The sequence below is a fragment of the Pseudonocardia acidicola genome, assembly GCF_012911935.1.
Taxonomy (GTDB): domain Bacteria; phylum Actinomycetota; class Actinomycetes; order Mycobacteriales; family Pseudonocardiaceae; genus Pseudonocardia; species Pseudonocardia acidicola.
Genome location: NZ_JAAXLA010000012.1, coordinates 22,249 through 35,148, shown reverse-complemented (window position 1 = coordinate 35,148; position 12,900 = coordinate 22,249). Strand labels below are relative to the sequence as shown.

Here is a 12,900-nt window from a genome sequence, read left to right as displayed (position 1 = left end):
GCTCCCCGTGACAGACGCCGCCGGCGGCCGGATCGTGGGGAGGTGGCAGCGAACGCCCGGGCGGCGGCCGACGATCCCCTGCTGCGGTCGCTGGCCGACCGCGGGCTCTACATCGGGGTCACGGCGTGGACCGACCGCACGCTCGTCGAGTCCGGTGAGCTGTACCCCCCGACGGTCACCTCACCCGAGCAGCGGCTGCGGTTCTACGCGGCGCACTTCCCGGTGACCGAGGTCGACTCGACCTTCTACCACCCGCCCGCGGAACGCACGTCGGAGGTGTGGGCGGAGCGCACCCCACCCGATTTCCGGTTCGACGTGAAGGCGTTCCGCCTGCTCACCTGGCACCCGACCCCGCCGTCGGAGCTGTGGCGCGACCTGCGGGAAGCGCTGCCGCCCGAGCAGGCCCGCAAGGAGCGGGTGTACGCGCGCGACCTGCCGCCCGACCTCGTGGCGGAGGCGTTACGGCGGTTCGCCTCGGCGCTGGATCCGCTGCAGGACTCCGGTCGCCTCGGGCTGATCCTGTTCCAGCTGCCGGCGTACCTGTACCCGTCGCCGGTGGCGTTCGAGTACCTGGCGTGGGTCGCCGCCGCGCTGCAGGACCGGCGGGTCGGCGTGGAGTTCCGGCAGGGCCGGTGGATGGACGCCGCGCACCGCGCGAGGACCCTCGCCTTCCTCGCCGAGCACGATCTCGTCTACGTGTGCGTCGACGAGCCGCAGGGGGTCCGCAACTCCGTCCCACCGATCGCCGCGGCCACGGCCGACCTCGCCGCGGTGCGCTTCCACGGCCGCAACGACGAGGCCTGGGATGCGCCCGGGCTGACCCCGGCGCAGCGGCACGCCTACGACTACCGCGACGACGAGCTGGCTGAGTGGGTGCCGCGGATCGCGTCCCTGCACGAGGGCGACCGGCCGGTGCACCTGCTGTTCAACAACACCTACCGGGGATACGCGGTGCGCAGCGCCCGGGCGCTCGCGCGGCTGCTGGCCGAGCGCCCGGAGGTGTGATCAGGCGTCGTAGTCCAGCTCGACCCGCTCGGTCGTCGGCCGGGCCTGGCAGGTCAGGACGTATCCGGCTGCGCGCTCGTCGTGGCTGAGCGCGTAGTCGACCTCCATCTCGGCGCTGCCGCGGACCAGCTTGGCGCGGCACGTCCCGCACGCGCCACCCATGCACGCGTAGGGCGCGTCCAGCCCACCGCGCAGTAGGGCCTCGAGCACCGACTCGTGCCCGTCGCTGTCCACCGCCGACGTCCGCCCGCCGACGGTCGCGCTGATGGTGCTGGCCACCCCGTGCTCGCCCGCGTGCGCCGGTGCGGCGTGGAACAGCTCGACGTGGATCTCGCGCCGGGGCACCGCCTGGTCGACGAGCAACGCCCGGGTGTCGTCGACCAGCTCCTGCGGTCCGCACAGGAACCAGCCGTCGACGTCACGCGGCGACAGGTTCGCGTCGAACAACGCGGTGAGCTGCTCGGCGTCGATCCGGCCGGACACGACGCGCTCGTAGGGGCCGGCGGGCTCGGGGCCGGGGTCGGCGGAGCGGAAATGGACGATCCGCAGCCGGCCCTCGAAGTGCCGGGCGAGCATCTCCAGCTCGTCGCGGAACATCGTCGACTCCGCGGTGCGGTTGCCGTAGAGCAGGGTGAACCGGCTGTCCTCGTGTACCGACAGCGTGGTGGACAGCATGGAGATGACCGGCGTGATGCCGCTTCCGGCCACGATGCCGACGTGGTGGCGCCCCTTCGCCGCGGCGGGGTCGAGGACGAACCGGCCCGTCGGCGCCAGCACCTCCAGCACGTCTCCGGCGGCGAGCCGCTGCGTCAGGTACGTCGACACGGCACCGCCCTCGATCCGCTTCACGGCGATGCGGACCAGGTCCGAGGTGGCCGAGGTGCACAGCGAGTAGGTGCGGCGCCGCTCCGCGCCGTCCACGGTGGTGCGCAGCGTGAGGTGCTGGCCCGGGGTGAAGCGGAAGCGGTCGCGCAGGTGCTCGGGGACCTCGAAGCTGATCGAGACGCTGTCCGCGGTGAGCGGCCGGACCTCGGCCACCGCCAGCGGGTGGAACTCGTCGTGGCCCGCACCCGCGGTGTCGGCGGCCGCGTCGCTGTGGAAGGACTCGGTGAGCCGGCGCCAGGCGCGGTACTCCGACGCGGTGAGCTCACGCCCCCACGCGGTCATGATCGGGACGTCACGGGTGAGGTAGGCGGCCTCGTTGTTCCGCCAGGCCTGGACATAACGGTAGAACGGGATCGCCGGGTGGAGGTGATGCACCAGGTGGTAGTTCTGGTAGAGCATCACCGGCGTCAGCAGCCACTCCATGCCCACCCGCACCCGGGTGGCACCGAAGCGGTTCTTCTGCGCCGTGTCGGTCAGCCCGTGGTGGGGCATCCAGTCGAACCACCAGGCCAGCACGGCCACCCCGATGCGCTGCGGGATCAGGTAGATCAGCGCCAGCTCCCACCCGTGCCCGGTGGCGATCAAGCCGCCGAACACGAGCACGCTCAGACCCACGGTGGCCGTGGTCTCGATGCGCTCAGCGCGCGGCCGGGTCCGCAGCCGCGGGATGTAGAACACCGCATAGCGTCCGTCGATCGTTAACCAGCGCAGCGGCAGCTGCCACCACGGCCCGTGCGTGGTCCACGCGTCCGGGTCGGTGTCGATGTCCTCGTTGGTGTTCCGGTGGTGCTCGATGTGGATGAACCGGAACATGCCGAAGCTCGCGTAGCAGGCCACGAACGGCACCGAGAGCCGCCCGAACAGCTCGTTGACCCAGTTCGACCGCCCTGCGGCGTGGTGGATCGCGTCGTGCAACACCGTGAACATGGTGAAGGTGACCAGCGCGTGCAGCGGGATGGTCACCCAGAACGGAGCGTTCCCGCCCAGGGCCAGCCAGGTCGCCACGACCCAGACCGCGAGCGAGCCGAAGAACAGCGCGATCGTCGGCGCCGCCGCTCGCGGCAGCGGGATGCCGGGATCCGGTACTCCGCGGCGCACCGCCCGGGACTCGGCCTCGCTCAGCACCGGGCCGTCGCCGGCCGGGGGGCTGACCCGCTCACCGATGGGGCTGGTGGTCACGGGCCCCTCCTCGTCGTCGTAGACGTTACGCCGGGAGCTGTTCCCGACTTTGACATGTGAGGCCGCACTGTAAACCGCGCATACGATCTTGCGCTAGAAGTACGGTGCGGTCGTGGGTACGCAGCCGGGGTTCCATGCGCGGGTCCGCTCGCTGCTGCGCGACCAGTTGCTCGACGCCGCCGCCGAGATCACCTCCGAGCGGGGCTGGGACGGGGTGACGATGTCCCGGGTGGCCGCTCGGGTCGGTGTGAGCAGGCAGAGCGTCTACAACGAGATCGGTTCCAAGGACGCGCTGGCCGAAGCGATGATCACGCGCGAGACCGACCGCTTCCTCGCCGGCGTGTCCGAGCGGCTCGCGGCGCATCCCGGCGACCTCGGCGCGGGCCTGGGCGCCGCGGTGGACTTCACCCTGCGGGCGGCCGCCGACAACCCGCTGATCAAGGCCGTCGTCTCGGCCGCGCACGGCGCCGCCGACGATCTGCTGCCGTTGGTCACCATCCGCCCCGAGCCGGTCCTCGAACGCGCGGTCGCGGCCGTCGTGAAGCAGGTGCGCACGGTCCACCCGGACCTCACCCTCGCCGGGCCCGGCGCCGACACCCTCACCTCACTCGTCGAGGTCGTCGCCCGGTTGACGCTCAGTCATCTCGTCCAGCCCACCGCGGCGATCGAGCAGGCCGTGCGGCAGGTGCGCTGGATCGTCGACTCGGTGCTCGCGGGGCGCGGTCACTGATCGCGGCGCGCCGGGGCGGGAGCGGTCTCCACCTCCCCGAACCGGGCCAGCGCGAGCGCCGCTCCCACTGCCGCCAGGAACCCGAGCAGTGCGACCGGACCGAAACCCGGCCGGGTGCCGTCGCCGAGCAGCACCACCCCGATCACGGCGGGCGGCACGGTCTCACCCACCACCATCGCCGCGGTCACCGCGGTGACCGAGCCGCGCTGCAGCGCGGTCGTCAGGCAGAGGAAGGCGAGCGATCCGGCCACCACGATCACGTAGGCCGCCGGATCGCGCAGCAACTCCCCCGGCCGGAAACCGACGAGGGCACGGCTGGCGAGCGCCACGGCACCGAAGCCCAGGCCCGACACGAGACCGAGCAGTGGCGCGGCCGGCCGGGCCGGTAGCCGCGCGGCCAGCGCACCGGCGGCGGCGAGCAGCCCGACGGACACGACCAGCCCGATGCGGAACGCGTCGCCGGCTCGCCCCGGCCCCTCCGCGCCGGCGGAGAGCCCCAGCAGGGCGAGCCCCAGGCAGACCACGACGACCGCGGTCCACTCCCGCCTGCGCAGTGTGGTGCCGAAGAACCGGGTCGCGGCGATCGCGGTGACCGCCAGGCTGGCGGCCACCGCGGCCTGCACCACGAAGACGGGCAGCACCCGCAGCGCCGCGACCATCGCGACATAACCCAGCCCGTCCAGGCCGAGCCCGAGGACGAACCGCCAGTGCCCGAGCAGACGCAGCAGCAGGCGCGGGTCGAGACGCTCCGCGCGCTGCTCGTCGGCGCGGGCCGCCACCGCCTGCAGCACCGAAGCCAACCCGAAGCACACGGCCGCGGCCAGCGCGCTCAGCAGACCCAGACTCACCCGTCGACGGTACGAGGCCGTGCCCGGCCACCGACCGGCGGTACGGCGTCACCGTCGGCGGAAGACCCTGGAGCCAGGACGGCACGGGCGGGAGGGTCGACACCCGCGTTCCGCGGAGGGAGGTCGCCGTCATGGTGGACATCGAACGATGGCGCAGCGCACGGGCGTTGCCGCCGCTGCTGCTCGGGCTGACCGTCGTGACCGCCGCGCTGGCCCTGGCCTGCGTGCTCCAGGCCGCCGTGGCGGGCAGCGTGCGGGCGCTGTCGGCGGGGACGGCCGAGGACCGGTGGGCGGCCCCGGCGACGTGACGGTCAGCTCAGGTGCTCCGCGAACTCCGGTTCCTCCGCCACGAGCATCAGCATCGCCGCCTCCGAGTGCCGCAGCCGGTCGCGCTCGGCGGCCACCCGGAACGCGTCGTCGAGGGTGCCGTCGACATAGGACTCCGGAACCCGCGGGTTGACGTAGCTCTTGCGGCACACCGCCCGGGTGTTGTTCAACCGCGCCGCCGCGGCGTCGATCGCGGCCACGATCTTGGTCTTGGCGTCGGCAGCCGACCGCGGCGGCCCGAGCTCGACGAGGGTCTCCGCGGCCGTCACCGAGCCGCCCCACGTCCGGAAGTCCTTGGCGGTGACGATCGCCCGGGTGATCGCCCGCAGATAGTCGTTCACGTCGGCCGACCCGACATGCACGACCCGGCCGTCGTCGTCGATGTAGTGGAACAGCTCCTGGCCGGGCAGCTCGTGACAGGCGTGCACGACGCTCGCGAGCCGGGGGTCGCTCAGCCGGACCCGCTGCTGCTTGCCCGATTTCGCACGGAACTCGAACTGGATCGTCGTCCAGCCCTCGATCCGGACGTGCTCGTGGTGCAGCGTGGTGAGGCCGTAGGAATGGTTCTGCCGGGCGTATTCCTCGTTGCCGATCCGGATCAGCGTCTCGTCCATCAACCGGATCACGGCACCGAGCACCTTCTCCCGGGGTAGCCCCGGCAGATCCAGGTCGGCGTCGATGTGCCGGCGCAGGCCGGGCAGCGAGCGCCCGAAATCGGCCATCCGGTGGTATTTCGTGACGTCCCGGACCTCCCGCCACCGCGGGTGGTAGCGGTACTGCTTGCGGCCGCGGGAGTCCCGGCCGGTGGCCTGGATGTGCCCGTCGGGCAGCGGGCTGATCCACACGTGCGTCCACGCAGGCGGGATGCCGATGGCGTCGATCCGGGCGCGCTCGCCCGGGTCGGCGATCTCGGCGCCGTCGGGCCTGCGGTAGACCCAGCAGCCTCCCCGGCGCTCGCGGGTGATGCCCGGGATGGCGTCGTTGACGTAGTGGAGGCCGGCCGCGGCCGCCGCCGCGACGGGGTCGGCCGCGATCAGGTCTGCGAACCCGCCGTTGTCGTTGCTGCTGCCCATGGGTCCTCCCGGTCGGACAGGCGCTCGGATTCCCCCGCCCGCCGGGACCAAACGGGCACACCGCGCCGGGCGTTAGGCTCGACCGCGATGAGGCGCAAGCTGAGGTCGCCGCTCCCCCAACGCCACGGCCTCGACCCGGTCCGGCTGCGGACGCCGGCCGAGGGGCCATGGGCGACCATCCGGGACCACCTGGTCGACCGGTTGCCCCGGGTGGCGCCCGGGCGCATCGACATGATGCTGCGGGAGCAACGGATCGTGGACCGCGACGGCCCGGTCGCCCCGGACGCCCCGTTCGTGCCCGAGCACTTCCTCTGGTTCCACCGGGACCTGCCCGACGAGGTCCCGGTCCCGTTCGAGATCGGCGTCGTGCACCGCGACGACGACCTGCTCGTCGTCGACAAGCCGCACTTCCTGTCGACCATCCCGCGCGGCAAGCACATCGTCGAGACCGCACTGGTGCGGCTGCGCCGCGACCTGGACCTGCCCACGCTCAGCCCGGCGCACCGGTTGGACCGGGTCACCGCCGGGCTGATCATGTTCGTCATCCGGCCCGACCGCCGCGGGGCATACCAGACGCTGTTCCGGGACCGGCTGGTGCGCAAGACCTACGAGGCGATCGCCCGGTACGACCCGGCGCTCGGCCTGCCGCGCACGGTACGCAGCCGGATCATCAAGGAGCGGGGCGTCATCACGGCCCAGGAGGTGCCCGGCCCACCGAACGCCGAGACCCTCGTCGAACTCGTGGAGCACCGCGACGGCCTCGGCCGATACCGGCTGACCCCGACCACCGGCCGCACCCACCAGATCCGGCTGCACATGAGCGGTCTGGGCATACCGATCCTGGGCGACGACTTCTATCCGGTGCTCACCGAGACCCCACTCGACGACTTCACCCGCCCCCTGCAACTGCTGGCCACGACCCTCGAGTTCGGCGACCCGATCACCGGCGAGCAGCGCCGTTTCGAGAGCAGAGCGAGCCTGCAGGCCTGGACCGCCTACGACGAGTGGGCGGGGACCGGCGAGCCGGCGCGCTGACGCCGGGGCAGACTGCGCGGATGAGGTTCGGCTGGATCTCCTTCACCACCGACTACGGGCTCGACGACGGGTTCGTCGCCGCCTGCACCGGGATCATCGCGCGGATCGCGCCGCAAGCGCGGGTGATCGACGTCAGCCACGGCGTCCCGCCGCAGGACGTCCGCCGCGGCGCGACGGTGCTGGCCCAGACGGCGCCCTATCTACCGGCGGCCGTGCACCTGGCGGTGGTCGACCCCGGGGTCGGCACCGCGCGCCGCGGCGTCGCCGTCGTCGCGCCGGGCGGCGTCCTGGTCGGCCCGGACAACGGGCTGCTGATCCCGGCGGCGGAGGCGCTCGGCGGCGTGCAGGCGGCCCATGAGCTGGCGAGCCCCCACCGGCGCGGCGGTCGTGTTCGTGGACTCGGCCGGGTTCGTCGCCGTCGCGGTGAACGGCGGCTCCGCGGCACGCCGGCTGGGGATCGGGCCCGGCGTCCGGGTCGAGCTGCAGCCGGCGGGCTCCGTTCCGCGGGGTGACCCCGGCGAAGGTCCGCCGCGTCCTGCGGCTCGCACCTCGGCTCCGAGCAGAGCCCGGCGTGACGGCGCCGACCTGCGTAGCGTGCCCGGCATGAACACCGCCGATCTCCTCACCGATGCGTTCGGCCGGGTCCGCGACGTGGTCCACACCGTGGTCGAGGACCTCACCCCGGCCGAGTTGGCGTACCGCATCGACGGCCACGCGAACTCGATCGCGTGGCTGGTCTGGCACTTGACCCGTGTCCAGGACGACCACATCGCCGGCGTCGCCGGGACGGAGCAGGTCTGGATCTCGCAGGGCTGGGTGGACCGCTTCGGGCTGCCGCTCGATCCGCGGGACACCGGCTACGGACACAACGACGATCAGGTCGCGGCGGTCCGGGTGGACTCCCCGGACCTGCTGACCGGCTACTACGACGCGGTGCACGAACAGACCGTCCGGTTCGTGCGGGGCCTCTCCGACGCCGACCTGGACCGTGTCGTGGACACCCGGTGGGATCCGCCGGTGACACTCGGCGTGCGGCTGGTGAGCGTGCTCTCCGACGATCTCCAGCACGGCGGGCAGGCGGCGTTCGTCCGCGGCATCGTGGAGCGGCGGAAGGCCGGCAAGGACTAGATCGGCCGCGCCCACCAGCGCCGATGAACGGCGCCGGCACACCGTTCCGACCCACCCTCACCGCCGTCAACTCACGTTGACACAATTGAGAATTCCGACGGCGTCTTTCGCGTTACACGGGAACCGCCCGCGCATTTTCCTCCTGTTGTGGGACGTTCTCGTCGTCCTTTTCGCGACAGGAGGGGCGCCCTTGACGGACGGTCGCTGCGCGGCGACCGTCCGAACACGGCCTTCCCGCAGTCCGACGACGCAGGGGCAACGGCGCCCCGAGTGGAGGAACGAATGCGAACCGACGTCCGGCATGCCGAAACCACCCCGGCCACCCACGCACTGGACCCCCTGTACGCCACCGAGATCACCTCGGTCGCGGCGATTCTCCGCAAGGACCGCGAGCTCGCGGAGTCGACGCGCTTCGTGTCGGTATCGCTGCTCGAACCGCCGAAGGCCGAACTGCTCGGATCCGTCGCCGGGGCGGGTCTCGACCGGCGGGCGTTCGTCGTGCTCTACGACCGCGCCACCAGCCGGACCATCGAGGCCGTCGTCTCGCTGACCCGGTCGACGGTCGAATCCTGGCGCGAACTGCGGGGTGTGCAGCCCAGCATCATGCTCGAGGAGTTCTTCGCCGCCGAGGACCTCACGCGGGCCGACCCGCGCTGGCAGGAGGCAGTCCGCAAACGGGGCGTCACCGACTTCAGCCTGGCGATGCTGGACCCGTGGGCCACCGGCTACAGCGCCGAGACCGAGCCCGGCCGCCGCCTGATCCGTCCGCTCACCTTCATCCGCTCGGGTCCGGACGACAACGGCTACGCCCGCCCGGTCGAGGGGCTGCTCGTCGTGGTCGACCTCGACCGGATGGAGGTCGTCGACGTCCAGGACCACGGAGTCGTCCCGCTGCCCCCACAGGCCGGCAACTACATGCCCGAACTGATGACCCGCCCCGGCAACCGGCCCGGGTTCACCGGCCTGCGCACCGACGTCCGTCCGCTGGAGATCACCCAGCCCGAGGGCCCGAGCTTCACCGTCGACGGCCGCGAGGTGAGCTGGCAGAAGTGGCGGTTGCGGGTGGGCTTCAGCCCGCGCGAGGGGCTGGTGCTGCACACCGTCGGCTACTTCGACCGCGGCCGGCTCCGCCCGGTGATCCACCGGGCGTCGATGTCGGAGATGTACATCCCCTACGGCGACCCGGCCCCCACGCACCGGTTCAAGAACGTCTTCGACGAGGGCGAGTACGGCGTCGGCTTCCTGCTCAACCCGCTCGAACGCGGCTGCGACTGCCTCGGCGAGATCTTCTACTTCGACGCCGTCGTGAACGACGCCGACGGCGACCCCGTCACCATCCCGAACGCCATCTGCATGCACGAGGAGGACACCGGGGTCAGCTGGAAGCACACCGACTTCCGCACCGAGAAGACCGAGGTCCGCCGCTCGCGGCGGCTCGTCATCTCCTGCTACGCCACGGTCGGGAACTACGAGTACGGCTTCTTCTGGTACCTCTACACCGACGGCAACATCGAGTTCGAGGTGAAGCTGACCGGCGTCATCTCGACCGGCGCCGTGGCCGACGGGCAACGTCCCGGGCACGGCACCCTCGTCGCCCCCGGGCTCTACGGCCCGCACCACCAGCACTTCTTCAACGTGCGCCTGGACATGGCCGTCGACGGCCATCGCAACTCCGTCTACGAGGTCGACTCCGAGCCGCTGCCCGCCGGCCCGGGCAACGAGACCGGGAACGCCTGGCACACCCGCAAGACCCTGCTGGCCCGGGAGAGCGACTCCGGCCGGCTGATCGACCCGTTCAAGGCCCGGTACTGGAGCATCGCCAACCCCGACGTGCTGAACGAGACGGGCGAACCGGTCGCCTACAAGCTGATGCCCGGAGAGAACACCGTGCCGATGGCAGGCGAGGGCACCCAGACCTGGAACCGCGCCGGGTTCGCCTACAAGCACCTGTGGGTGACCGCGTACGACGAGGCCCAGCGCTATGCCGCGGGTGACTACCCGAACCAGAACAAGGGCGGTACCGACGGGCTGCCGGCCTTCGTCGCGGCCGACCGTCCGCTCGAATCCACCGACGTCGTCGTCTGGTACACGTTCTGCGCCCACCACGTCGTCCGCCCGGAGGACTGGCCGGTGATGCCGACGTCGCGGGTCGGCTTCCACCTCAAGCCGGTCGGCTTCTTCGACGGCAACCCCGCGCTCGACCTCCCGCCCACCGCCCCGGCCTGCCACTCCACGCCGGAGGCAGGCGAGGCGACGAACGGGCAGGTCACTCGATGAGCGCCCCGCCCACCGGCCCGGTGAGCACCGAACTGGCGCACAAGACCATGGGCCCGATCGAGGTGCTGGCCCAGTCGGTCGCGGCCATCGCCCCGAGCGCGGTCATGGCGACCGGCCCCGCGCTCATCGTGCTCTCCGCCGGCGGCGGCTCGTGGCTGTCCTACCTACTGGCGCTGGTGACGGTCGTGCTGATCGGACTGTGCGTCGCCCAGTTCGGCACCAGGATCGCCTCGGCCGGGTCGCTCTACAGCTACGTCGGGAAGAGTCTGGGGCCCGGTGGCGCCTTCGCCGCCGGCTGGGCGCTGGTCATCGGTTACGCGTTCATCGCGATGATCGGCGTGGTCGGCTTCGCGATCTACGGCGGCCAACTGCTCGACCTGGTCGGCCTGGCGTCGGCTTCGCAGGTCGCCCAGATCGTGATCTTCATCGTGGCGGGTGTCGCCGCCGTGGCGTTCGCCTGGGCCGGCATCAAGATCTCCACACGGGTGGGCCTGGTGCTCGAGGTCGCCTCGATCGCCGCCATCCTGGTGCTCCTGGTGGTGGTGCTCGCGAAGCACGGCCTGCTCCCCGATCCGGCCCAGACCCGGCTCGGCGGCTCGTCCTCGAACGGCATCACGTTCGGTGTCGTGCTCGCCGTGCTCGGGTTCGTCGGCTTCGAGAGCGCGGCAGCCCTCGGCGCGGAGGCCAGGGATCCGCACCGGGCGATCCCGCGCGCGGTGCTGACGTCCGCCGTGGTGGTGGGAGTGCTGTACGTCTTCGCTGCGTACGTGTCGATCCTCGGGCTCGGAGTCGCCGGCCTCGGCGGCAGCACGGCGCCGATGGCCGATCTGGCCAAGACCGTCGGGCTCGCCGGGTTCAGCTACGTGATCGACCTCGGGGTGGCCGCGTCCTTCTTCGCCGTCACGATCGCGAGCATCAACGCAGCGTCCAGGGTGCTCTACACGATCGCGCACGAGGGCGCGCTGCACAGCGCGCTGCGCCGGACGCACGCGCGGCACCGCACGCCGCACGTGGCGATTCTCGTGCTGTTGCCCGCCATCGTGCTCGTTCCGGCGATCATGGTCCTGGCCGGGGTCGCGCCGCTGGACGTATACGCCTACACGGGCACGATCGGCACGTTCGGCTACCTCACGGCCTATCTCCTGATGGCCATCGGTATGCCGATCTTCCTGCGCCGGCACCACACGGTCCGGGCCTACCACTGGCTGCTCGCCGCGGCTGCGGCCGCCGCGATCGTCGTCGTGACCTACAAGAACCTCATCCCGGTCCCCGCGTGGCCGTTCAACGTGCTGCCGTACCTCTACCTCGGCCTGCTGGCGATCGGGGTCGGCTGGTACGCCGCTACCCGGCGCCGTCGGGCCCGCGTCATCACCGGCGAGGGCGCCGCGGCGATGGGCGCCGAGCTCGGTCCGTAGCGCGCGGCCGGCAACGGTCGGGGGCCTCCCACCTCATGGCGAGAGGCCCCCGACCGCGGCTAGCGCGAGATCCGGACGACGACCTCGGTATCCGTCACGCGCTCCACCCTCACGGTGAAGCCGTCGGCGGCGGTCTCACCGCCGACCGGCACGGCCACCGTCTGTCCGGCCACCTCGATCCGGGCGGTGCCCGCGTCGACGCCGACCAGCCGGGCCGTGACGCCCAGGATCGAGGCCTCGGCGGCACCGGACCGCGGGAAGGTCACCGTGCAGCCGTCCAGTGAGCAGTTCGTGTCCGAGCCGCCTCCCGCTCCACACGCGGTGACCCCACCGAGAGCGAGAGCCAGAGCGGCGAGCGGCGCGGCAGTCGCGCGACGAAGGACGGGACGGATCACGGGAAGAGTCTAGTTCGTGCCGATCCGTCGCTTTCGTCCCGGGATCTCGGCGGGCCCGGTGGACCTCAGGCCACGCCGATCTTCTTCGAGCACACCGGCCAGGCGTTCCAGCCCTGCGCGGCCAGCACCTTCTCGGCGACGGCGATCTGCTGCTCGCGGGTCGCATTCTGCGGGGCACCCTGGCCACCGAAGGCCGCCCACGTCGAGGGAGTGAACTGCAGGCCGCCGGCGAATCCGTTGCCGGTGTCGGCGGCCCAGTTGCCGCTGCTCTCGCACTGGGCCAGCGCGTCCCAGGTCGAGGCGGGGGTGGCGTTGGCGGTACCGGCGGCAGCGAGCGGAGCGCCGACCGCAATGGCACCGGCCACGGCCATGCGCAGCAAGTTCTTACGCGAAAGGATCGAGCGTCGAGAAGCCATGTGAATTGTACTCCATCTGCGCCGTCGAGAAGACTCCTGCACAGATCGGAATGCATGCCAGCTTGGGGAGCTGAAGCCGAACTCTGCCCTGGCGACGTTTGGGGATGACGCCGCCAGGTACTTCTTCGTCCCTGTTCCGAATTTCTCTTATTTACGGACCGGAACCCGCAGAACAGGGTCTGGCGCA

General features: G+C 71.8%; 12 protein-coding genes and 1 pseudogene. 8 read left to right on the top strand and 5 right to left on the bottom strand.

The genetic code is table 11. The features are described 5' to 3' along the window. Nucleotides 1–42 precede the first annotated feature (42 nt). Nucleotides 43–1,005 (top strand): DUF72 domain-containing protein, encoded by a 963-nt coding sequence (locus HF526_RS08940; RefSeq protein WP_211176972.1) that lies wholly within the window; start codon nucleotides 43–45, stop codon nucleotides 1,003–1,005. Here HF526_RS08940 and HF526_RS08935 read toward each other — a convergent pair whose 3' ends face one another. After that, nucleotides 1,006–3,015, bottom strand: a complete 2,010-nt coding sequence (locus HF526_RS08935) for a fatty acid desaturase (RefSeq protein WP_420821605.1) — start codon at nucleotides 3,013–3,015, stop codon at nucleotides 1,006–1,008. 166 nt (nucleotides 3,016–3,181) lie between these two features. Here HF526_RS08935 and HF526_RS08930 point away from each other — a divergent pair, with 166 nt between their 5' ends. Then, nucleotides 3,182–3,799: a TetR family transcriptional regulator gene (locus HF526_RS08930; protein ID WP_169380879.1), complete on the top strand. Its 618-nt coding sequence runs from the start codon at nucleotides 3,182–3,184 to the stop codon at nucleotides 3,797–3,799. On the opposite strand, the gene HF526_RS08925 is transcribed toward HF526_RS08930, so the two are convergent. Next, nucleotides 3,793–4,647, bottom strand: coding sequence for a DMT family transporter (locus tag HF526_RS08925; RefSeq protein WP_169380878.1), 855 nt, complete (start codon nucleotides 4,645–4,647; stop codon nucleotides 3,793–3,795). The genes HF526_RS08930 and HF526_RS08925 overlap by 7 nt on opposite strands. Nucleotides 4,648–4,778: 131 nt before the next feature. On the opposite strand from HF526_RS08925, the gene HF526_RS08920 reads away from it, so the two are divergent. Next, on the top strand, nucleotides 4,779–4,955 hold the full coding sequence (locus HF526_RS08920; RefSeq protein WP_169380877.1) for a hypothetical protein: 177 nt from the start codon (nucleotides 4,779–4,781) through the stop codon (nucleotides 4,953–4,955). A 3-nt stretch (nucleotides 4,956–4,958) separates the two neighbouring features. On the opposite strand, the gene HF526_RS08915 is transcribed toward HF526_RS08920, so the two are convergent. Beyond that, the gene (locus tag HF526_RS08915) at nucleotides 4,959–6,047 is read right to left on the bottom strand and encodes a DNA topoisomerase IB (protein WP_169380876.1); all 1,089 of its coding nucleotides are present in this window, start codon (nucleotides 6,045–6,047) and stop codon (nucleotides 4,959–4,961) included. Between the two features lie 87 nt (nucleotides 6,048–6,134). Between HF526_RS08915 and HF526_RS08910 the strand changes: the two genes are divergently transcribed. The 5 genes and pseudogenes from HF526_RS08910 (at nucleotide 6,135) to HF526_RS08890 (ending at nucleotide 11,902) form a co-directional block, all read left to right on the top strand. Beyond that, nucleotides 6,135–7,082 (top strand): RluA family pseudouridine synthase, encoded by a 948-nt coding sequence (locus tag HF526_RS08910; protein ID WP_169380875.1) that lies wholly within the window; start codon nucleotides 6,135–6,137, stop codon nucleotides 7,080–7,082. A gap of 20 nt (nucleotides 7,083–7,102) precedes the next feature. Next, a pseudogene (locus tag HF526_RS08905) lies at nucleotides 7,103–7,474 on the top strand (SAM hydrolase/SAM-dependent halogenase family protein); the annotation flags it as partial. 211 nt (nucleotides 7,475–7,685) lie between these two features. Next, complete coding sequence (locus HF526_RS08900) at nucleotides 7,686–8,210, top strand: mycothiol transferase (protein WP_169380873.1); 525 nt, start codon at nucleotides 7,686–7,688, stop codon at nucleotides 8,208–8,210. Between the two features lie 282 nt (nucleotides 8,211–8,492). Then, nucleotides 8,493–10,487, top strand: a complete 1,995-nt coding sequence (locus HF526_RS08895) for a primary-amine oxidase (protein ID WP_169380872.1) — start codon at nucleotides 8,493–8,495, stop codon at nucleotides 10,485–10,487. Continuing rightward, nucleotides 10,484–11,902, top strand: a complete 1,419-nt coding sequence (locus HF526_RS08890) for an APC family permease (RefSeq protein WP_169380871.1) — start codon at nucleotides 10,484–10,486, stop codon at nucleotides 11,900–11,902. The genes HF526_RS08895 and HF526_RS08890 overlap by 4 nt, the downstream gene beginning before the upstream one ends. Nucleotides 11,903–11,961: 59 nt before the next feature. On the opposite strand, the gene HF526_RS08885 is transcribed toward HF526_RS08890, so the two are convergent. Both HF526_RS08885 and HF526_RS08880 read right to left on the bottom strand, forming a co-directional pair. Next, entirely contained in the window at nucleotides 11,962–12,297 is a 336-nt protein-coding gene (locus HF526_RS08885) for a hypothetical protein (RefSeq protein WP_211176971.1), read from the bottom strand. Nucleotides 12,298–12,362: 65 nt separating this feature from the next. Next, complete coding sequence (locus HF526_RS08880; protein WP_169380870.1) at nucleotides 12,363–12,713, bottom strand: transglycosylase family protein; 351 nt, start codon at nucleotides 12,711–12,713, stop codon at nucleotides 12,363–12,365. Nucleotides 12,714–12,900 lie beyond the last annotated feature (187 nt).

Bases quoted from the DNA above. Each gene is read 5' to 3' on its own strand.
- HF526_RS08920 (WP_169380877.1), top strand. From the start codon at position 4,779: ATGGTGGACATCGAACGATGGCGCAGCGCACGGGCGTTGCCGCCGCTG.
- HF526_RS08915 (WP_169380876.1), bottom strand. From the start codon at position 6,047: ATGGGCAGCAGCAACGACAACGGCGGGTTCGCAGACCTGATCGCGGCC.
- HF526_RS08910 (WP_169380875.1), top strand. From the start codon at position 6,135: ATGAGGCGCAAGCTGAGGTCGCCGCTCCCCCAACGCCACGGCCTCGAC.
- HF526_RS08900 (WP_169380873.1), top strand. From the start codon at position 7,686: ATGAACACCGCCGATCTCCTCACCGATGCGTTCGGCCGGGTCCGCGAC.
- HF526_RS08895 (WP_169380872.1), top strand. From the start codon at position 8,493: ATGCGAACCGACGTCCGGCATGCCGAAACCACCCCGGCCACCCACGCA.
- HF526_RS08890 (WP_169380871.1), top strand. From the start codon at position 10,484: ATGAGCGCCCCGCCCACCGGCCCGGTGAGCACCGAACTGGCGCACAAG.
- HF526_RS08880 (WP_169380870.1), bottom strand. From the start codon at position 12,713: ATGGCTTCTCGACGCTCGATCCTTTCGCGTAAGAACTTGCTGCGCATG.